At 67.6% G+C, this 18278-nt stretch carries 21 protein-coding genes; 11 read left to right on the top strand and 10 right to left on the bottom strand.

Annotation, left to right across the window (positions count from 1 at the left end; all coding sequences use genetic code 11):
* Nucleotides 1-37 precede the first annotated feature (37 nt).
* Nucleotides 38-1111 carry a ribosome small subunit-dependent GTPase A gene (gene rsgA / locus HYV14_11345; protein ID MBI2386597.1) on the top strand — a complete coding sequence of 358 codons (1074 nt, stop codon included), beginning with the start codon at nucleotides 38-40 and terminating at the stop codon, nucleotides 1109-1111.
* Entirely contained in the window at nucleotides 1108-1650 is a 543-nt protein-coding gene (locus tag HYV14_11340) for a hypothetical protein (GenBank protein ID MBI2386596.1), read from the top strand. Before rsgA ends, HYV14_11340 begins: the two co-directional genes overlap by 4 nt.
* A 41-nt stretch (nucleotides 1651-1691) precedes the next feature.
* On the opposite strand, the gene HYV14_11335 is transcribed toward HYV14_11340, so the two are convergent.
* Nucleotides 1692-2423 (bottom strand): hypothetical protein, encoded by a 732-nt coding sequence (locus HYV14_11335; GenBank protein ID MBI2386595.1) that lies wholly within the window; start codon nucleotides 2421-2423, stop codon nucleotides 1692-1694.
* On the bottom strand, nucleotides 2401-3282 hold the full coding sequence (locus HYV14_11330) for a hypothetical protein (GenBank protein ID MBI2386594.1): 882 nt from the start codon (nucleotides 3280-3282) through the stop codon (nucleotides 2401-2403). The genes HYV14_11335 and HYV14_11330 overlap by 23 nt, the downstream gene beginning before the upstream one ends.
* Before the next feature lie 47 nt (nucleotides 3283-3329).
* On the opposite strand from HYV14_11330, the gene HYV14_11325 reads away from it, so the two are divergent.
* From HYV14_11325 to HYV14_11315, 3 genes are all read left to right on the top strand, one after another.
* The gene (locus HYV14_11325; protein ID MBI2386593.1) at nucleotides 3330-4034 is read left to right on the top strand and encodes a hypothetical protein; all 705 of its coding nucleotides are present in this window, start codon (nucleotides 3330-3332) and stop codon (nucleotides 4032-4034) included.
* A 2-nt stretch (nucleotides 4035-4036) separates the two neighbouring features.
* Complete coding sequence (locus HYV14_11320; protein MBI2386592.1) at nucleotides 4037-4441, top strand: hypothetical protein; 405 nt, start codon at nucleotides 4037-4039, stop codon at nucleotides 4439-4441.
* Between the two features lie 139 nt (nucleotides 4442-4580).
* Nucleotides 4581-4838 carry a hypothetical protein gene (locus HYV14_11315; GenBank protein MBI2386591.1) on the top strand — a complete coding sequence of 86 codons (258 nt, stop codon included), beginning with the start codon at nucleotides 4581-4583 and terminating at the stop codon, nucleotides 4836-4838.
* 42 nt (nucleotides 4839-4880) lie between these two features.
* Here the strand turns inward: HYV14_11315 and HYV14_11310 are convergent, their stop codons facing one another.
* Entirely contained in the window at nucleotides 4881-6668 is a 1788-nt protein-coding gene (locus tag HYV14_11310; GenBank protein ID MBI2386590.1) for a hypothetical protein, read from the bottom strand.
* 112 nt (nucleotides 6669-6780) lie between these two features.
* Between HYV14_11310 and HYV14_11305 the strand changes: the two genes are divergently transcribed.
* On the top strand, nucleotides 6781-8130 hold the full coding sequence (locus HYV14_11305) for a hypothetical protein (protein MBI2386589.1): 1350 nt from the start codon (nucleotides 6781-6783) through the stop codon (nucleotides 8128-8130).
* A gap of 7 nt (nucleotides 8131-8137) precedes the next feature.
* On the opposite strand, the gene HYV14_11300 is transcribed toward HYV14_11305, so the two are convergent.
* A complete protein-coding gene (locus HYV14_11300) occupies nucleotides 8138-8743 on the bottom strand; it encodes a hypothetical protein (protein ID MBI2386588.1) in 606 nt (201 codons plus the stop codon).
* 602 nt (nucleotides 8744-9345) lie between these two features.
* On the bottom strand, nucleotides 9346-9729 hold the full coding sequence (locus HYV14_11295) for a hypothetical protein (GenBank protein MBI2386587.1): 384 nt from the start codon (nucleotides 9727-9729) through the stop codon (nucleotides 9346-9348).
* Nucleotides 9730-10009: 280 nt separating this feature from the next.
* Between HYV14_11295 and HYV14_11290 the strand changes: the two genes are divergently transcribed.
* The 3 genes from HYV14_11290 (at nucleotide 10010) to HYV14_11280 (ending at nucleotide 11611) form a co-directional block, all read left to right on the top strand.
* Complete coding sequence (locus HYV14_11290; GenBank protein MBI2386586.1) at nucleotides 10010-10708, top strand: tetratricopeptide repeat protein; 699 nt, start codon at nucleotides 10010-10012, stop codon at nucleotides 10706-10708.
* Between the two features lie 335 nt (nucleotides 10709-11043).
* Nucleotides 11044-11283: a DUF4160 domain-containing protein gene (locus tag HYV14_11285; GenBank protein MBI2386585.1), complete on the top strand. Its 240-nt coding sequence runs from the start codon at nucleotides 11044-11046 to the stop codon at nucleotides 11281-11283.
* Nucleotides 11243-11611 (top strand): DUF2442 domain-containing protein, encoded by a 369-nt coding sequence (locus HYV14_11280; protein ID MBI2386584.1) that lies wholly within the window; start codon nucleotides 11243-11245, stop codon nucleotides 11609-11611. Before HYV14_11285 ends, HYV14_11280 begins: the two co-directional genes overlap by 41 nt.
* 25 nt (nucleotides 11612-11636) lie before the next feature.
* On the opposite strand, the gene HYV14_11275 is transcribed toward HYV14_11280, so the two are convergent.
* Genes HYV14_11275 through HYV14_11255 form a run of 5 tightly spaced genes read right to left on the bottom strand, consistent with a single transcriptional unit; the run spans nucleotide 11637 to nucleotide 16051 of the window.
* The gene (locus HYV14_11275; protein ID MBI2386583.1) at nucleotides 11637-13634 is read right to left on the bottom strand and encodes a M13 family metallopeptidase; all 1998 of its coding nucleotides are present in this window, start codon (nucleotides 13632-13634) and stop codon (nucleotides 11637-11639) included.
* A gap of 7 nt (nucleotides 13635-13641) precedes the next feature.
* Complete coding sequence (locus tag HYV14_11270; protein MBI2386582.1) at nucleotides 13642-14001, bottom strand: sulfite exporter TauE/SafE family protein; 360 nt, start codon at nucleotides 13999-14001, stop codon at nucleotides 13642-13644.
* A 7-nt stretch (nucleotides 14002-14008) separates the two neighbouring features.
* On the bottom strand, nucleotides 14009-14662 hold the full coding sequence (locus HYV14_11265; GenBank protein ID MBI2386581.1) for a class I SAM-dependent methyltransferase: 654 nt from the start codon (nucleotides 14660-14662) through the stop codon (nucleotides 14009-14011).
* A gap of 3 nt (nucleotides 14663-14665) precedes the next feature.
* The gene (locus HYV14_11260) at nucleotides 14666-15673 is read right to left on the bottom strand and encodes a cation transporter (protein ID MBI2386580.1); all 1008 of its coding nucleotides are present in this window, start codon (nucleotides 15671-15673) and stop codon (nucleotides 14666-14668) included.
* Nucleotides 15674-16051: a cupredoxin domain-containing protein gene (locus tag HYV14_11255; GenBank protein ID MBI2386579.1), complete on the bottom strand. Its 378-nt coding sequence runs from the start codon at nucleotides 16049-16051 to the stop codon at nucleotides 15674-15676.
* Between the two features lie 57 nt (nucleotides 16052-16108).
* On the opposite strand from HYV14_11255, the gene HYV14_11250 reads away from it, so the two are divergent.
* Together HYV14_11250 and HYV14_11245 are read left to right on the top strand one after the other, a co-directional pair.
* The gene (locus HYV14_11250; GenBank protein ID MBI2386578.1) at nucleotides 16109-17542 is read left to right on the top strand and encodes a phosphotransferase; all 1434 of its coding nucleotides are present in this window, start codon (nucleotides 16109-16111) and stop codon (nucleotides 17540-17542) included.
* Nucleotides 17539-18273, top strand: a complete 735-nt coding sequence (locus HYV14_11245; GenBank protein MBI2386577.1) for a nucleotidyltransferase family protein — start codon at nucleotides 17539-17541, stop codon at nucleotides 18271-18273. Before HYV14_11250 ends, HYV14_11245 begins: the two co-directional genes overlap by 4 nt.
* Nucleotides 18274-18278: the final 5 nt, after the last annotated feature.

Below are 18278 nucleotides of genomic sequence, written 5' to 3'. Positions count from 1 at the left end.
GGGCGGTTCTCGTCGAGATTAGGCTAGAATCTTTCCGATGGGGATTCTCGAGGACTGGGGCTGGGACGCGCGGTGGGCCGAGGAGTTCGGCGGCGACGCCGCGAAAGGCCTTTTCCCCGCTCGCCTGATCGAGGAGCAGCGCGGCCTCTTCCAGATCATGTCGGAGCAGGGCGTGAAGTCCGCGCGCACGCCCGGCAACATGCGCCACAAGGCGGCCGACCGCGCCGGCCTGCCCGCCGTCGGCGACTGGGTCAGCGCCGAGTCGGTTCCCAACGAGAAGGTCGTCCTGATCCGCCGCATCCTCCCGCGCCGGACCAAGCTCTCGCGCAAGGCCGCCGGGGAGACGATGGAGGAGCAGGTGATCGCCGCCAATCTCGACACCGTCCTGGTCATGACCGCGCTCAACGCCGACTTCAATCCCCGGCGCCTCGAGCGCTTCCTGACCGTGAGCCGGGAGAGCGGCGCCGAGCCGGTGCTGATCCTCAACAAGCTCGACGCCTGCGCGGAGCCCGGGCCGTTCCTCGCCGAGGCGCGTCAGGCCGCCGGCGACGCCGCCGTGGTCGCGATCAGCGCGAAGACGGCCGCGGGGCTCGACGCCCTCGCGGCGTGGATCAAGCCCGGGCGCACGGTCGGCCTCATCGGATCCTCGGGCGTGGGCAAGTCCACCTTGGTCAATCGTCTGGCCGGCAACGAGGCGTTGAAGACGGCCGAGACGCGCGCTTCCGACGAGCGCGGCCGCCACACGACGACGCACCGCCAGCTGTTCATCCTTCCCGGCGGCGGCATCCTGCTCGACACCCCGGGCATGCGCGAGATGCAGTTCTGGGACGCCGAGCAGGGCCTGAAGAAGACCTTCGACGACATCGAGGCGCTGGCGCCGTCGTGCCGCTTCAAGGACTGCGCCCACGGCTCCGAGCCCGGCTGCGCGGTGAAGGCCGCCGTCGAGGCGGGGACCTTGCCCGCCGACCGGCTCGCGTCATGGACCAAGCTCAGGCGCGAAGCGGCCCACGAGGCGGCCCGACGCGAGGCTCCCGCCGCGGTGACCGAGAAGCAGAAGTGGAAGGCCATCCATAAGGCAGCGCGCAAGCACATCAAAGAGAAACGGAAATGAGCGCCGATCTTCTCGGCGGGGCGGGCGAGGGGCTTTATCTCTTCGCCCTCTGCCACATCCTCGCCCGCGTGGAGATCCACATCGAGGGCGCCCACGGCTGGGCCGTCAACCTCCCCACCTGGCGCTGGGGCCCCGAGTGGTGGCTCAATCTCACCAATGGCAAGGAGCTCACCGGCTATCACCTGTGGCTCACCTTGTTCCTGATCGGGATGTTCCATCTGCCGCTCGCGTTCGCGGGCTTCTCGCTCGCGCTATGGGCCAAGTGCCTGTCGTCGTACATGCTCGTCACCGCGGCGTGGGACCTGCAGTGGTTCGTCTGGAACCCGGCGTGGGGCTTCGACGCGCTGCGCACGCGCGAGGTGGCGTGGTTCCGCCGCAAGATCGGCGGCCTGCCCGTGGATTACTTCATGGGCTACGCGGTCTCGGGAATCCTGACCGCGCTGATATGGTCCCCCGGCCTCGAGCTGTGGGCCGGCCGCACGCTCGCCGTGCTGCTCCTGAGCGTCCTGTCGATTCCCGCGGCCCGCTTCAGCCGTTAAACGAAACATGAGGCGCTCCTCAGCGGAGAAATAAAAACGCTTTAGAGCTTCTCTTTCCTCACGGTCGAGCCCCCGAAGAGAGCCTTCATGCCCCGCCAAGAGTCGGTGAATATCCGATAGACGCCGCCCGAGTAATCCGTGCCCGTAGTGGCTCCGATGTAGACACCCACCGATCCGTACCACCGTGAGAAATATTTCCGGCGGAACACGTCGCTCTCGCGCGCCGTGATCTCCTGGCGACCGACCGCCAGCGTCCAGGACAGGCCGAACATGTGATCGGCGCGCAACCCGTAGTCGATGACCTTCATCTGGGCTGTGACGCGCGGTACCACCGTCCTTTCGGGCGGCCCGAAGAAGGTAGGAGTTTGCACGTCGCTGAAGAAGTGCATACGCGCCCAGTTGGTGTACGAGCCATAGGCCTCGAGCCGGCCGATGCTATAGTCGGCCTTCGAGTCGTCCAAGAAGTGCAGGAAGGCCGGGCCGCGCCAGCTGTAGAGCGTGGCGAAGGCCTGCAGGGGGAAGGCGCTGACTATAAGGTGGCCCGAGGCGTCGGGCCGGCCGCGGCGCGGCAGGTCCCAGGCGCCGAACTGTCCCTCGAGCATGGTCGTTCCCAGGCCGAGGCCATAGCGCGACTCGTAGAGCCCGAACTCGCCGACGCGCGCCAACTGCGAGCCTGTCCGGGCTTCCCCTCCGACGCCGCCCATGCGCAGCCAGTAGGCGGAGGCGTCTCCGGCGGCCAGCAACAGGAAGCTACAGAGCCAGACGCTTCTCAATATCTTCCCCGAGGCCGGCGTCTTTGTTGAGCCTGCGCACGAACGAGGCGCGTTTTTCCCAATGCTTGGCCAGGCGCTTCCACTTCGCCGCCTCATAGGTCTGCGCGAGAGCGTGGTAGGCCGGCTCGTACCAGGGCGCGTCGACGAGGAGCCTGCGCAGGTGATAGAGGGCCTCGTTCCACTTGTGCGCACGGGCGGCGTTCTCGTACTCCCGGAAGATCGCGTCCGCATCACCGGGCCGGTCGCCGCCGGCGTTGCGCGCTTCGATGAAGGCGCGGAGTTGCTCGTCGGTGAGATCGCGGGGGTCGAGGTCCGACGACTTGGAGAAAGCGGCCAGATGCCACTTCGCGTCGCGCAGGCGTCCGCCTCGCGCCGCGGCCAGATAGAGGCCGTAGTAGAGAACCCGCGGATCCAGGTCCGACTCCAGCGCGGCGGTGAAGTGGCTGGCGGCCCGGAGCAGGTCGCCCTGCGCCAGATACTCGGCGGCGGGCTCCGCGAGGTTGGCGTTGTGGGCCAACAGCGCCGCATCGATGACATCGCGGTCCTTAGCCAGATGCGCCGCACCCAGGTAGGCCAAGGTCTCGGGCTTCGAGGTCTGCGATATCTCGACGGTGAAGCGGGCGATGCCCTTGCCCGCCGCCGTTCGCGCCTCGAGGATCAGATTCTCGCCTTCACGGCAACTGATGTGAAGGTCCGGGTTGCTCGAGGTCACGCGGGTGAACCGGGAATTCAAGTTGTCGAGCAGCGCCTGCGAGCCGCAGATCGGCGAGCCGCCATGCAGCTCGACGTAGATCGGCAAGGCGGGAAGGTCGTAGGCCGCGGCGGGCGCCGCCAGCAGGAGCAGGAACAGGAAGCCCATTTCCGTGAGACTATCAAATTTATTGGAAATGTAATATCCTCCAGGCGATGCGCGGTGAACTCCTTACGCTGCTCCTTCTCCTCGCCCCGCTTCCGGCCGGTGCCCAGTCGCTCTCCGAACTCTGCAGCGTCGCCAATGCTCCCTCTTGTCCCGGCTACGGTACCATCGGCGGCGGCAAGCCTGAAAGCGGCTGGGGCTATGAGGACAAGGGGCCGGTCTGCGATTCCGAATGCCAGCGCCGGGCCGCGGAGCGCCACGCCGCCGCGTACAGCAACATGCTGCAGATCAAGCCCGTGGCGGAGCTCGACGACGTCGGCATCCGCGAAGGGCGCACGGTCAAGGCCGCGCTGCAGGCCGACTATCAGGAGCACCTGGCCATCATGGCTTTCGGCACGCTCTACGTCGGGCGCACGTTGATCAGTCCCTGGTGGGCCCTCGGCTCCTTCGCGGTCGTCGTCTTGCCGCACCTCCACCTCGAGCGCTACGTGCCCGTCGTGACGTCGAGTTGGGACAACTGGACGCTCGCCGCAAAGAAGGTGGATAAGGGAGCAAAGCCCAAGAATTGTCCTACAGGCACGCTGCCCATAGACAAAGATGAGAGAATCCCACGCGAGCATCATGGTAAACTTAAAAAACAGGTTGGCGCCGGGCCTGCCGATTGGACTGGCATCACACCTGATGGACGTATCATTACGAATGACGAAAAGGGCGAAGCGCGAGATAACGGACCGTACGAATCCTTCCTGCCCTAAACATGAACGACTTTAAATTCAGCCTCGCTTTTCGTGTTTTCCATCCGAAGGCTTCCATCGCAGATATCGACACTGCTGTCGGTCGCAAGGCGAATTATAAACAGGAAGTCGGCAAGCCCCGCAAGACTCCCAAGGATGAGCCGCTCAAGGGCGTCTACGATCAGACGTACTGCTGTTATGAGCTCGTTGAAGGCAGACGGGATACCTTCGAAAAATCTCTTCGCAAATGGACGCGCACCTTGGGAAAACGCAAGGCGGCGCTCCAAAAGATACGCCGCAGCGGCGGGAGGCTGGAATACTACCTGATCCTTCTGCTCGAGGGTAACGCCGGCATCGTTTTGGAAGATCTCGACCTTCGCGAAATGTCAGCCCTGGGCATCCAACTCGCCCTGGATATCTACCCTTAAACACCTTTTTTGAAATTCCATGATTCCAGGGTGGGCCGTCGGCACCTTCGCTGTCGTCGTGGTCTTGCCGCGGCTCCATCTCGAGCAGCAGCCGACCAAGCCTCCGGATCGGACCAAACGACCCCTCGAGAAATGAGCTATGGAATATAAAAAGATCGTCTACGTCGTGGAGTGTTACGACAACGAGACCGAGAAGCTGGTCTGGGAGCGCGAGATCGAGAACCCGGATCTGAAAGCGCTGCACCAGCTCTTCGCGGCCCCGGCCGACGATCTCGAGTTGTACTCCGGCGGCTTCGAGCTCGTGGGCGACCGGGTCCCCTATTTCGAGAAGCTCCTGGGAGAAAAGCTCGACCTGGAAAAGAACGCCTACTTCTTTTCCGCCGCCGGAATCAGCTAGCCGGCAAGCGCCGGGGCCGGGGCCGAGGCCGAGGGCGGGCGCTCAGCGGCCCGCGAGGATCGCGGCCAGGCGCGCGCGGGCGACCTGCTCGTGCGAGCGGCCCCAGCCGGCGTAGGCGCTCCACAGCTGATACTCGAGCAAGCGCCGCGCGTCGGCCAAGGTCCCCCCGGAGGCTTCCAGCGAGCGGACCTTCGCGGACACGGCGAGCCACTCGTCGAGGAAGAGGTCGAGCTCGGCGGAGCCCGGCGCCGACGCGGCGAAAGGCGCGAGCAGGCCCGGAGCGACGCCGCCGGTGAACCGCCTCGACAGCTCCCCGGCCGGCAGGTAGGAGCCCGGCGGCATGCCCCGCTTGGCCGCCCGCGCCGCGAGCAGGGCGTCCGCCGCCGCCGCGTCGAGGACCAACGGCCGCCGCGCGGCCTTCGGCGCCGTTCCCTTCGCGAGCGACTCCGCGTACGCCGACAGCAGCGAGAGCCAGCGCTCCGCCTCGCCGTAGTCGCGCTTGGGCAGCTCGGCCGTCTCCATGTCGCGCGCCGCGGACTTGCGGCCCTTGAAGGGCAGGCTCGCGCCGCGCAGCTCGAGCGATACGACGGCCTTGCCGTTCTCCATGCCCCACCAGCGCAGGCCGACGAAGGCGTGCTTCTCGCTGTCCGGGTCGTCCGCCGACGGCTGGTGCGCCTCCCCCTCCGCGGCGAGCAAGCCGGCGACGCGGCGGGAGCGGCCCGCGTGCCAGGGCTGCAGCGAGGCGTGCACGACGTTCTGGAAGCTGTCCTGGACCGCCCGGGCGTACAGCGCGTCGTTGAACGCCTGCAGGGCGGCCTGAAGCCCCTGGAGCTGCGCCCGCAGGGCCGCGGGCTCGGCCTTCACGAAGACGTGGTACTGCGTGCCGGCGTGGCCCGTGTCGCCGATGATGAGCCTCGTGCGGCCGAGCGCCTCGCCGACCGACGCGGCCGGCGTCGTCTTGCCGCTGACGATCTCGGGCTGGAGGAAGCGATGGCCCGGGATGTGCTCGTAGCCCGAGGGCGGCGCCTCCATGTCCGGGTGCTCGGCGAGGAAGTCCGGCGCGCCCGCGGCGCGCTCCATCAGGAGGAAGGTCTTGCCCTTCCACGCGGCCTGGGCCCCGCGCTCGGCGGTCACCGCCTTCTCGTACTTGTCGAGATAGGCGAGCTTGGCCTCCTTGCTCAAGGCCTCCCAGACCGCGCCGTCGCCTTTCGAGAACGGCGACAGCGCGCGGCGCAGGCCGTAGCCGGCCTTCGCGAAGCCCTTGAGGCCGGCCCGCACCTCGGCGACGAGCGCGGGGCGCAGCTCGACGGGCCGGTAATACTTGAAGAAGGTCCCGGACGAGTCGCGGTAATCCTGCGCGATGAGGCTGCCTTCCTGCTCGTTCTGGATGAAGACGCCGGCCTCGAGCGGACGGCCGGAAACGGAGCGCGCGGCGCCGGACAGGATCTCGGCGGCCTTGGCGCCGTCGAACAGCGCGGCGCCGGCGTCCTCCTCGGCGGGGGCGGCGGCCGCGGGCGGGCCGCGCGACGGCGAAGCGGGAACCGAGGCGGCGGCCTTGACGGGGACCAGCGCCGGAGCGGGCGCCAGGCCGGCGACGGGCGCGGGCAGGACGGGGATCGGGGCGATCGCCGCGGGCGACGCCGCGAGCGGCGACATGACCGGCGACAGGGATAACGAGGTCTGCGCGGGCGAGAGCAGGGGGACCGAAAGGACGGGCGCGCTGATCCGCGGCGCGGTCTCGACGCGCTCGACGACGACGCGGGCCTCGCCCGCCCGGCAGGGCGCGGCGGCGGCCAAGAATAGGAAGGCGACCAGGGACCGAGGGGCCATCGACGCCAGTGTAGCCCCGGAGAGGCTTCCGCGCCAGGGGCCCTTTAGGCCCCCCGCCCGGGGGGAGCGCAGGACCCAGAGCGGCGCGTCCGGAGCGCGGTAGAATAGGCCTATGAAGATCCTCCGGTCCTTGCTCGCCCTTTTCCTCGCTTTCCCCGCCGCCGCCCAGGTCCGCGTCGTCCCCGCACTTCAGGGCTCCGCCGCACCGGCCGTCACGGTCTTCTCCGCTCCCGCGATCTCCGCGCCTTCGATTGCCGCTCCTCTCTCCCCGGCCCTCGCCCCCTCCCTTCTCTCCGCCCCCGCCGCGCCCCAGGCGCCCGCCGCGGTCGTCCCCGCCGCGCTCCCGGCCCGCACCGTCCTCGGCCTGCGCGACGACGCCGACCGCCTGTACGCCGCACTCGCCGAGATCCACTCGAAGGAGAAGGCCAACGAGACGCCCGCCGCCCTCAACGCGCTCAAGCGCGCCTTGCTCCTCGACTTCGACGGCGTGCTGGCCGGCCTGCCGGCCGTCGAGCTGCCCGAGGGCCAGTCCCCGCGCGGGCGCGTGAAGGTCCTGCGCCGCGAGCGCGCCAAGGCCGAGCGCGCGGGCGAGCCGGTCCGCCTGGCCGCCGTCAGCGGCGAGCTCGCCGCCCTGCAGCTGCGCGTGGCGCGCGAGATGATCTCCGACGAGTCGCCGGTCGCGCCGAAGGCGTTCAAGCGCAACGCGGCCCTGTGGTCCTTGGTCGGCGCGCACAACAGCGCCGCCGCCTCCGCCGCCGAGGCGACCCGCCTCGAGGCGCTCGCCCGCGGCGAGGAAGTCTTCGGCGACGGCCGGCCCTACGTGGTCTGGAACCGCTGGTCGAACATCCACGCCGAGCTCGACGCCGCCGCGCGCCACGCGCGCAACGGCCGCCCCGCCGAAGCGCGCCAGGCCCTGCGCGCCGCCGCGGCGACCTTGCGTCAGGCTGGCCGCGACGCCGCGGACCTCAAGGCCGCCGCCGCCTTCGAGGCGCTGGCCAAGCGCCCGAAGTCCGACGCGATCCTCGCCGCCAAGGCGCTCGTTGCGCACCCCGAGGTGAAGACCCCGGCCCCGGTCCCCTACGAGAAGCTCTCCTCCGCGCTGCGCGCCCAGGTGCATGCCCTCGAGTCCTCGCGCGCCGACTACCTGGAGACGCTCGAGTTCGAGACGAGCCTGCGCCACGCCGAGGCCCTGCTCTCCTCTCCGCGGCCGTCGGCCGCGGACCGCGCCCAGGCGCGGGCGCGGCTGTCGGCCGCCGCCGAGTGGGCCGGGCGCGGCCGCGTCGAGGCCAAGCGCCTCGCGGCCCGCAACCTGGAGTCAGCCGTCGCGGCGCTCGACCGCGGCGACCTGAAGCTCGCGGCGCTGCACGCGACGTGGACCGTAGCGGCGCTCTCCGAGCGCCGCGCGGAGCTGTCCCGCATCGCGCTGTCGGTGCGCCGGCGCCTGCTGGGCGCGCTCTCCTAGCCGGGCGTCAGCGGAAAAGCCGGAAAAACGCCGACATCTCCATCGGGTACATCTCCTCGTCGCCCGGAGAGCGCACGGCGACGCCCAGGTCGGCCTGGCGCACTCCCAGCAGAGCGTACTGCGCCTCGACCGGATTCAGCTCGAGCGTCAGGACCCCCGTCGCGCGCAGGTCGGCGCTGGTCGTCACCCCGAGGACCTTCACGTTCTGCAGGATCGTCGCCGCGGTCTTCTCCTTGACGCCGGCGCCGTTGACGCGATCGAAGACGGCCAGGAGGTCCACGTGATCGCCGGGCTTGACGGTCAACAGCTGATCCTCCGGCACCGGGACCCCGACGGAGCGCCGCCCCCGCGCCGGACCGGCCTTGTCAAAAGACGACTTCGCGACCTTCAAGGCCCCGGCGGCCGGGGCCCGGACGGGCGCCTCGATGGAAATGGTGTTGGGCGCCCCTCCCGCCCCCGGCCCCATGACCAAAGCGGAAGGGTCGCGTACGTTCAAGGGAACGATGATGTCGGCGGGTTCGGTCGCCAGCGCGGCATCGGCGGGCTGAGCCGCGGCGCGCAGGCACGGGGCGGCGAGGAGTAGAAAGGCCAGCAAGGCGTCGTTCTTGGTCATTTCCGCACTATAGCCCCGGAATCGGTGCGGCGTCAAGGGATGGCGCACAACGCAACGACGGGAGGTCTGACCCCGGGATGCTAACGCCGATCTACAACGATAGATGATCACTCGTCCCGGGACGAGTGATCATCATTGAGAATAGATCAAGAGCTACCAGACGCGGCAGGCCTTCGGCGCGACCATAGGGTTGGGCCCCAGGCCCTCGATCTTGGCGCCGAGACCCCGCGGCGGGCAGTTGACGATGCGCGAAAGCGACACGGAGTCGGCTGCGTTGACGACTACGCGCGCGTAGGCCAGCGCGCGTCGATGTCAGCAATGAACAGATCGTGGTCCTTAGAGAACACCTCCCGGGACGCTTTCATGGATACGTCAATTCATGGAACGAGCTTGAAAGCTTTGCGAGAAATGCTCTTGATGCGCAGAAGGACATGTCGCCCGAGGAGATGAAGAAGGCGGGGCTGGAGCGGATGACGGCAGGGGCGGGTAAGAGGTAGGGGTGAAGCCCGGGGGGGCGCAAGCGCAAGGCGCCCCCCGGGCACGTCTCGTTCGCCCACCGTGTGCGTCACTCCCCAAGAAGGGGATAGTCAGGACGCGGCATTCTAGTCGTATTCAATAGCCTTGATCTTGCCGGCGACCGTGATCCCAGCTGCCTGCGATATCTTCAGTTGATAGTTAAAGTGCTTCACGTATCCCGGCAAGAGTCCCTGCCCGTCACCACCTGGCACCGCCCGGAAATCCTGCGCAAAGGCCTGTTTCCCTGATGAGTCCAGAAATGCGACTTCCACTATGGCCAGCCGCACTGTCCTGGCGGACTCATTGACGACTTCGCCCTCGAGCACTCCGTCGTGAAACGCCAGGTTTTTCAAGACCACCTTCATCTGTTCCTTTTCATCAGCAGGCTTCGAAATGAACGCTGACCGAGGCGCGCAGGCTATAGCGGCCATGCAACAGCCGAATATCAGGAGGCGGCGGATATCTCTCACGCGATTCTCCAGGGCGTCCTAGCGAAGCTGTAGAAAAAACCACTTCTTGGGCATTCCGCATCCAGCTACGTATTCCGGCCAAGCCGACCAGCGTTTCGGTGGGATGCCGACCACGCGCCCGGACCATGCCGACCACTTGTCGGAGCGTAGCGGCGCTGGGCGTCACGTCAATCTAGCATACATAGCTCCTAAGTGTTGGAATCTCCCGGATTTCAGGCTCATTCTGTATTGGACAAGTCTTCCTCTTGACTGGAGGCGGCCGAACGCGTACCATACCAGCGTGCCGATGCTCGCGCTTCTTCTCGCCGCCGCAGTCGCGGCGGCCCCTTCGCCAGATGCGGAGGCGCGCTACGTGAGAGGGAACGAGCTGGCGAACGCGGGAAGGGTCGAGGAGGCGAAGCAGGAGTACCTCGCCGCCATCGCCCTCGACCCCGAGCACCTCAAGGCGCGATTCAACCTCGCCGGCATCCTGCAGGGCCGGGGGGAGCACGCGGCCGCGCTGACCCAGCTCGACGCCGCCGTCGTCCTGCTCGACAAGGATCCCGCCTATGCTTACATCAAGGCCCCGGCGTTCCTCATGCGGGGCCGCGCCCGTCTAGCCCTCGGATCCCCGGCCGGGGCGCTCGAGGACCTGGACGCCTCGGTCTCGCACGACCCGAAGAACTGGGCCACCTACCTCGCTCGCGCGCAGGCCTATCGCCGGCTAGGGCAAGTAGAGGATGCGGAGCGGGACGAGCGGCGCGCCGAGGAATTGAGGCCGTCGGACCCGTACGTCCATTACAACGAGGGGAGCGCCCACTTGGCGGCGGGCCGATACAAGGAAGCCATCGCGGCGCTTTCGCGCGCGATCGACATCAAGCCGGACTTCATCCAGGCCTACAACAACCGGGCCATCGCCTACCTTCGCGATGGACAGATCGAGAACGCGCGCCGGGACCAGCAGCGGGTCCGTGAGCTCAGCGGCACCCCGCCTCGATAGCGGGACCCGGACCCAGTGACGACCCGGTGTCAGTTAGCCACCTCGCCCACGGCGAGACCCGCGCCTTCCATGAGATAGGCGCCTTTACGAAGTAGGAATTTCTAGCGCGCATTCCGCCCTTTCCACGACCGCGCGCTTAGCGTCGCACGACGGGCAGGCGCGCGCTGCCGGCCGCGTCCCGCGGGCGGTAAGCCGCGCCGACGGCGGCTGCCGCTCATACCATACGATTGAACCCGCCGTATTGTTCCCGGCCATGCCGCCTTTTGCAGGCCCCCGGCGATGGATGCGCACCTCTTGTTCATCATGGAGGGGCCTGTTATAATTTGTCGTACACGATGAGTCCGACCGTCTTTCGGTATAAGAGCTACAGGTTCTTTTTCTTCTCACGTGAAGAAGATCGCATGCATGTCCACGTTTCTTGTCCGGATGGAGAAGCGAAATATTGGCTTGAGCCGATCATATCACTGAATCAACACTGCGGCCTTTCACCAAGAGTCTTGAAGGAGATTCAAAAAGTCGTCGAGGAACATGAAGATGAGATCGTCCGCGCCTGGAAAAAACACTTTGGCCGCTGAAGTCCAAGATATTTCCAGGAATGGGATATGGCTGCTCATTCGGGGAAAGGAATATTTCTTGGCGTATGCGGACTATCCCTGGTTCAAGGAAGCGAAGCTGGCCGCGATATACAATCTCAAGCTGCTTCACGGGACGCACTTGCACTGGCCCGATCTGGATGTCGATCTGGAATTGGACTCGCTCCAGCAGCCCGGGAAATACCCCTTGGTCTACAAAATAGATGGAACCTGCGTGAGCGATGGCTCAACAAGCACGCTTTCGGCAAAAAAGGTTCGAAAGCCGTCCAAGCGGGGCGTAACCGCCAGTTCCCGCGCCAGGGGGACGTAAGGCCCGGACAGCAATCTGCCGAGGGTCACCAGACGCGGCAGGCCTTCGGCGCGACCATAGGGTCTCCGGGCTTGCAGGAGAACGCCTTCGCGAACTCGGCCGAGTTCGACAGCGGCCCGATCACGCGCTCGCGCGCGGCCGAGTGCGGGTCCACCGCGGCGAGCATGCGCGCGGCCTGCTCGGTGCGGTTCTGGCACCAGATCTGGGAGAAGCCCAGGTACAGGAGCTGGCGCGGCGTGAAGCCCTTCCACTTCTTCCGCGGCCCGAGCTTGTCCACGGCGAGGCCGGCGACGAGCAGGCCGCCGTTGTCGGCGGTGTTCTCGCCCAAGGTCAGCTTGCCGTTGAGCCTCACTCCCGGGATCGCTTCGTAAGAAGCATACTGGTCGACGAAGCACTGGGCGCGGCCCTCGAAGGCCTTGGCGTCCTCGGGCGTCCACCAGTCGTTCATGTTGCCGTTGAGGTCGAACTTGCGGCCCGAGTCGTCGAAGCCGTGGGTCAGCTCGTGGCCGATCACCATGCCGATCCCGCCGAGGTTCACCGCCTCGGGCATCTCGGGGTCGAAGAACGGGGGCTGGAGTATGCCCGCGGGGAAGTTGATGTCGTTCATCTGCGGGTTGTAGTAGGCGTTGACCGTCGGCGGCGTCATGTGCCACTCCTTGCGGTCGACGGGCTTGCCGATCTTATTCAACTGGCGCAGATGCTCGAAGTCGATCGCGGAGCGGATCGAGCCGACCAGGTCGGCGCGGTCGATCTTGACCGTCGAGTAGTCGCGCCATTTCTCGGGATAGCCGACCTTGTTGCCGATCGCGGCGAGCTTGGCCAGCGCCTTCTCCTTCGTCGCCGGCGTCATCCAGTCGAGGCCGGAGATGTCGTCCTTGAGGGCGGCCTCGACGGCGACGACGAGGGCGTCCATCTTCTTCTTCGTCGCGGGAGGATAGGCCTTCTCGACGTAGCCGCGGCCGAGGTCCTCGCCGAGCATGCCGTCGACGAGCTCCACGCAGCGCTTCCAGCGGGGCTTGAGCTCCTTGGCGCCGGTCAGGCGCCGGCCGTAGAAGTCGAACTTCTCCTCGACGAAGGCGCGGCCGAGCCAGAACTGCGAGCCGGAGAGCACGCGCCAGCGCAGGTAGGCCTTGAGGTCGGCGAGCGGCGTCTCCTTGAGGGCGGCCCCGAAGCCCTTGAGGAAGTCCGGCGAGGAGGCGTTGACCGAGGTCCAGGCCGGGCCGCCGGCGGCGTCGAAGTACGCGTTCCAGTCGAAGGCGGGCGCGAGCTTCGCCAGCTCCTCGCGCGTCATCTTGTGGTAGGTGTTCATCGGGTCGCGGCGGGAGACGCGGTCCATCGAGGACTTCGCGAGCGCGGTCTCCACGCGCATGACGGCGGCCGCCGCCTCGGCGGCGGTCTTCGGATCGGCGCCGGCGAGGCCGAAGGAGCGCGCGACGTGCCACTCGTAGGCGCGGCGCAGGTCGGCGGACTTCGCGTCGTCCTTGAAGTAGTAGTCGCGGTCGGGCAGGCCGAGGCCGGCCTGGTCGACGAGCGCGATCACCGAGGTCGAGTCCTTGTAGTCCTGGTCGGAGCCGTAGCCGAAGCCGGCGTTGACGCCGGTGCGGTGCAGGCGCCCGAGCAGGGGTGCCAAGTCCTTGGCCGAGGACAGGGCCGCGATCGCGTCGAGCTCCGCGGCGAGCGGCTTGAGCCCGGCGGCCTCGGCGGCGGCCTCGTCCATGCACGCGCCGTACAAGGCGCCGATGCGCCGCGAGGAGTCGTCCTTGGGCGAGGCGGCCGCGGCCTCGAGCACGCCGCGCAGGATCTCCTTGTTGCGCTCGGCGAGCTCGTTGAAGCGGCCCCAGCGGGACTGGTCGGCCGGGATCGGGTTCTTCTTGAGCCAGCCGCCGCAGGCGTACTGATAGAAGTCGACGCAGGGCTTGGCCGTCAGGTCCATCGCGGCGGGATCGAAGCCGTGTATTTTCGCCGTCGGGCCGGCGGCGGAGGCGGAAACGGCGAACAGGGCGGTCAGGAGGAGGATTTTCATGGTCGTCTCACTTGGCGAGGATCAATTTGAGGGAAATGCCGAGCAGCAGCACTCCGAAGGAGCGCCGCAGGATCTCCTGGGGCAGCGCGACCGCGATCTTGGCGCCGAACAGCCCGCCGAGGACGAAGCCCGCGCACAGCAGCCCCGCGGCCTTCACGTCCACCATGCCCTTCTGGTAGTAGGTCCAGGCCGCGAGGACGCCGATCGGCGGCAGGAGCATCGCGGTGCTGGTGCCCTGGGCCATGTGCTGGGAGAAGCCGAAGAAGAGGACGAGGATCGGGACGAGGATGATGCCGCCGCCGACGCCGACCATCCCGCTGAAGACTCCGACGAGCAGGCCCGTGGCGACGAACGCGATAGGGTTCATGACGCCATTATACACAAAGCCCCGAGCGGGGCTTGAGGAACAGCGCGGCGTCGCGCGACGGACGCTCGAGCGTCCAGCCGAAGCGGCGCGCGATCCAGGCGAGCGTCTCCGGCCGATAAAACGCGATATGCGTCGGGTCCTTGCGGTACCACCAGGACGGGAACGCCGCGTCGTCCTCGAGCACGCCGGTGAGCACGCCCAGCGTCCCGCCCGGGGCGAGCAGGGCGTCGAGGCGCTCGAAGACCTCGGCGGGGCGGCGCAGGTGCTCGGCGACCTCGGTGCAGACGACGAAGTCGTAGGACGAACCGAGCGGCGACTCGCCCGGCGCGAAGAACGGATCGTAGTCGGTCATGACGAAGCCGCGCTCGCGCATCATCACCGAGGCCGTGGGGCCCGGGCCGCTGCCGTAGTCGAGCCCGCGCGCGCCGGCGGGCAGGCGCGCGGAGAGCGGCGCCAGCAGGCGGTCGAGGAACGCGCGGTAGCCCGCGTCCTCCGGGGAGTTGCGGTGCGTCGCATAGCGGGAGCGCTCGGCGTCGGGCGCCAGGTGCTGGGACACGGGGACGAAGGTCAAGGCGCAGGTGCCGCAGCGCAGGAAGTCCCGCTCGGCGCGGTGGAACGGGCGGGACGGGCCGGCGCACAGCGGGCAGGCCGGCTCGGCCACGCCCTACTCGATCGGCTCGACGAGCACGGCTTCCTCGGCCGTCAGGGTCACGGAGCCCTTCAGCGGCTCGACGCGGATCGGACAGGCGGAATCGGTGCAGCGCGCGCAGTACTTCCGCCGGCAGGGGTCGATGTGGACGTGCATCTCGCCCTCGAGCCCCGAGGCCGCGATCAGCCTCTTCTCGAGGCGCTCCGTGTCGTCGTGGGCCTCCGCCACGGGCAGGTATTCGGGAACGACGAGGTGGATGTCGACGTGCGTGTAGCGTCCGGCGCGGATGGCGCGCAGGCCGTGGACCGTGATCACGCCGCTCTCGTCGACGCCCTTCTTCAGGAGGCCGTCGAGCGTCCCCACGATCGTCGCGATCGTGGCCGAGTCCTCCTCGTCGAGCAGCGCCGCCGCCGACTCGCGCACGAGCCGGAAGCCGGTCTTGGCGAGGAGGACGGCCACCGCGATCGCGATCAGGGGGTCGAGCCAGCTCAAGCCGGTGAAATGGACGAGCAGGAGGCCGGCGAAGATGCCGCCGGTCGTGTAGAAGTCGGAGAGCACGTGATGGCCGTCGGCCTCGAGCGTCTTGGACTTGAGCCGCCGGCCCGTGCGCAGCAGGTACCAGCCGAGAAGGCCGTTGAGCGCCCCCGCGGAGACGTTCAGCGCCAGGCCCAGGCCGAGGCTTTTCAGCTCGACGCCGCGCGCCAGCGCCACGACCGACTCGTAGAGGATGAGGACGGCCGCCAGCGAGATCAGCCCGCCCTCGAAGGCGGCGGCGAAGTACTCCATCTTGCCGTGGCCGTAGGGGTGGTCCTTGTCGGCCGGCTGGCCGGCGAAGACGACGGCCCCGAGGCCGAAGGCGGCGGCCACCACGTTGACGATGCTCTCCAACGCGTCGGACTGCAGCGCCATCGAGCCCGTCATGTAGTAGGCGGCGGCCTTCAGGCCCAGGATGGCCGTCCCGGCCGCGAGGGAGATGACGATCGCGCGGACCCGCTCCCGCTGATCGACGTCGGTGACGGTCATCTATTCCAGGACGAGCAGCTGTCCGCCGACGTGCGGGATGTGCATCGGGCAGTACACGCGGAACAGGCCGGCCTTGTCGGCGGTGAACTCGACGACCTTCGTGTTCGCCCCTTCCTTGTTGTCGACCGACGCCTCGGAGCCCGGGATGCCCTCGATCGCGAAGGCGTGGACGCCGGACGGCGCGGTGTTGACGAGGGTGATCTTCACCCGGTCGCCCTTCTTGACGATGAAGACGCCGGGGGTCCAGATCTTGTTGCCTTTGACCTCGATGTTCACCGATTTGAACTCGCGGACCGGGGCGGCGGGCGTCGCGGCACCGGCCGCGAACGTTTCCGTGATAAAGGCGGCGGCGAAAGCGGCGATCAGGAGGTTTCTCATGCCTCGATGATAGACCATCGGCTGGACGCGCGTCCAGTGAAGCGCTAAGATGAATTTATGACCGAGGCTCCCGACCCCCTGAGAGAGCTGTTCCGCTCGCGCTTCGGCGCCGAGGCGGACGCGCTCGTCCCCGTGAGGGCGGACGGGTCCAGCCGCAAGATCTACCGCCTGACCGGCGCGGGGACCACGGCCATCGGCGTCTTGAACGACGACGCCAAGGAGAACCGCGCGTTCATCGAGTTCTCCAAGCACTTCTTCAAGAACGGCATACCGGTGCCGGAGTTCTACGCCGAGAACAAGGAGGCCACGGCCTATCTCGAGGAGGACCTCGGGGACACGACCCTGTTCCAGTTCCTCGGCAAGCGCCGGACCCCGGCGGGCTTTCCGCCCGAGGTCGTCTCGTCTTATCACGACGTCGTCCGCTGGCTCCCGAAGATCCAGATCACGGCCGGCGCGACGATCGACGACAAGTGGTGCTACCCGCGCCAGAGCTTCGACAAGCAGTCGATGCTCTGGGACCTCAACTATTTCAAGTACTACTTCCTGACGTTGGGTTCCATCCCGTTCCACGAAGAAAGGCTCGAGGAGGACTTCCAGGTCTTCGCGGACTACCTGCTCGCCGCCGACCGGAAGCACTTCCTGTGCCGCGACTTCCAGTCGCGCAACGTGATGCTCAAGGACGGCAAGCCCTACTTCATCGACTATCAGGGCGGCCGGCGCGGCGCCCTTCACTACGACATCGCCTCCCTTTTATACGACGCGAAAGCCGACGTGCCGTTCGATCTCAGGGACGAACTCCTGGATCTTTATATAACGGAAGCAGGAAAGCTCGCTCCGATAGAACGGAACGAATTCAAGAGATTTTTTCCAGGCTTCGTGCTCATCCGCATCATGCAGGCGATGGGCGCCTACGGCCTGCGCGGCTTCCACGAGAAGAAGCCCCTGTTCCTGCAGAGCATCCCCTACGCGATCCGCAACATCGAGCACGTCCTCGCGATCTCCGGCCTGCCGGTCGAGGTCCCCGAGCTGACGGGCGTGTTCAAGAAGCTCGTCGGCTCCTCGGCGCTGCGGCAGTTCGGCTCGGCGAAATTGAAGCTGACGGTCCGGATCCAGAGCTTCTCCTACAAGGGCGGCATGCCCAAGGACCAGGGCAGCCACGGCGGCGGGTACGTCCTCGATTGCCGCTGCCTGCCCAATCCCGGCCGCCAGATCGTCTTCAAGACGCAGTCCGGCCTCGACGCGGAGGTGATCGCCTACCTGTCGAAGCAGGACGAGGTCGACCGCTGGGCGCGCTCGGCGTTCTCCATGATCGACCAGGCCGTCGAGGACTACGGTCGCCGGAACTTCACCGACCTGTTCGTCGCCTTCGGCTGCACCGGCGGCCAGCACCGCTCCGTGTACCTGGCCGAGCGGCTGGCCAAGCACCTGCGCGACCAGGGCGTGTCCGTCGTCGTCGCGCACCGCGAGAAGAAGAGCTGGCCCAAGAAATGAAGGCCCTGATCCTGGCGGCGGGCGTCGGCGCCCGCCTCAAGCCCCTGACGGACGCGACGCCGAAGGCCTTGATCCCCGTCGGCGGCGTCCCGATGCTCGAGCGCGTCCTCGTCCGCCTGAAGGCCGCCGGCGTTAAGTCCTTCGTCGTCAACGCCCACCACCACGCGCAGAAGGTCGCCGATTTCTGCGCCGACCTTTCGCGCCGCCACGCCGTGCCGATCTCGGTGTCCCGCGAGGACGACCTCCTGCTCGACACCGGCGGAGCGATCAAGAAGGCGGCCCCCCTCCTGAGGGGCCGCGAGCCTTTCTACGTCCACAACGCCGACGTCCTGACCGACCTCGATCTGCGCGCCCTGGCCAAGGCCCACAAGGACGCCGGAGCGCTCGCCACCTTGTCCGTGCGCGAGCGGAAGAGCGGCCGGGCCTATCTGTTCGACGCGAAGGGCCGCTTTGCCGGCCACGACCGCGGCGAGGGCAGCGTCACCTGGGCCAAGGGCGCGGTCCCCAACCCCCAACGCCTCGCCTTCGACGGCGTGCACGTGATCTCGCCGGAGTTCCTGGACAAGATCACCGAGAGCGGCGTGTTCTCGGTCACCAAGACCTACCTGCGTCTCGCCGCCGGCGGCGCCGACATCCGCGCCTTCCGCGCCGACCAGTGGGCCTGGCACGACATCGGCACGGTCGAGAAGCTCGCCGCGGCCGAAGCCTGGGTCAGCGCCCGGCCTTCCTGACGGAA

It is taken from the genome of Elusimicrobiota bacterium, from assembly GCA_016182905.1.
Classification (GTDB): domain Bacteria; phylum Elusimicrobiota; class Elusimicrobia; order UBA1565; family UBA9628; genus GWA2-66-18.
This window is presented reverse-complemented; position numbering and strand designations above follow the sequence as displayed.

Bases quoted from the DNA above. Each gene is read 5' to 3' on its own strand.
- rsgA (MBI2386597.1), top strand. From the start codon at position 38: ATGGGGATTCTCGAGGACTGGGGCTGGGACGCGCGGTGGGCCGAGGAG.
- HYV14_11340 (MBI2386596.1), top strand. From the start codon at position 1,108: ATGAGCGCCGATCTTCTCGGCGGGGCGGGCGAGGGGCTTTATCTCTTC.
- HYV14_11330 (MBI2386594.1), bottom strand. From the start codon at position 3,282: ATGGGCTTCCTGTTCCTGCTCCTGCTGGCGGCGCCCGCCGCGGCCTAC.
- HYV14_11325 (MBI2386593.1), top strand. From the start codon at position 3,330: ATGCGCGGTGAACTCCTTACGCTGCTCCTTCTCCTCGCCCCGCTTCCG.
- HYV14_11320 (MBI2386592.1), top strand. From the start codon at position 4,037: ATGAACGACTTTAAATTCAGCCTCGCTTTTCGTGTTTTCCATCCGAAG.
- HYV14_11315 (MBI2386591.1), top strand. From the start codon at position 4,581: ATGGAATATAAAAAGATCGTCTACGTCGTGGAGTGTTACGACAACGAG.
- HYV14_11310 (MBI2386590.1), bottom strand. From the start codon at position 6,668: ATGGCCCCTCGGTCCCTGGTCGCCTTCCTATTCTTGGCCGCCGCCGCG.
- HYV14_11305 (MBI2386589.1), top strand. From the start codon at position 6,781: ATGAAGATCCTCCGGTCCTTGCTCGCCCTTTTCCTCGCTTTCCCCGCC.
- HYV14_11300 (MBI2386588.1), bottom strand. From the start codon at position 8,743: ATGACCAAGAACGACGCCTTGCTGGCCTTTCTACTCCTCGCCGCCCCG.
- HYV14_11285 (MBI2386585.1), top strand. From the start codon at position 11,044: ATGAGTCCGACCGTCTTTCGGTATAAGAGCTACAGGTTCTTTTTCTTC.
- HYV14_11280 (MBI2386584.1), top strand. From the start codon at position 11,243: ATGAGATCGTCCGCGCCTGGAAAAAACACTTTGGCCGCTGAAGTCCAA.
- HYV14_11275 (MBI2386583.1), bottom strand. From the start codon at position 13,634: ATGAAAATCCTCCTCCTGACCGCCCTGTTCGCCGTTTCCGCCTCCGCC.
- HYV14_11270 (MBI2386582.1), bottom strand. From the start codon at position 14,001: ATGAACCCTATCGCGTTCGTCGCCACGGGCCTGCTCGTCGGAGTCTTC.
- HYV14_11260 (MBI2386580.1), bottom strand. From the start codon at position 15,673: ATGACCGTCACCGACGTCGATCAGCGGGAGCGGGTCCGCGCGATCGTC.
- HYV14_11255 (MBI2386579.1), bottom strand. From the start codon at position 16,051: ATGAGAAACCTCCTGATCGCCGCTTTCGCCGCCGCCTTTATCACGGAA.
- HYV14_11250 (MBI2386578.1), top strand. From the start codon at position 16,109: ATGACCGAGGCTCCCGACCCCCTGAGAGAGCTGTTCCGCTCGCGCTTC.
- HYV14_11245 (MBI2386577.1), top strand. From the start codon at position 17,539: ATGAAGGCCCTGATCCTGGCGGCGGGCGTCGGCGCCCGCCTCAAGCCC.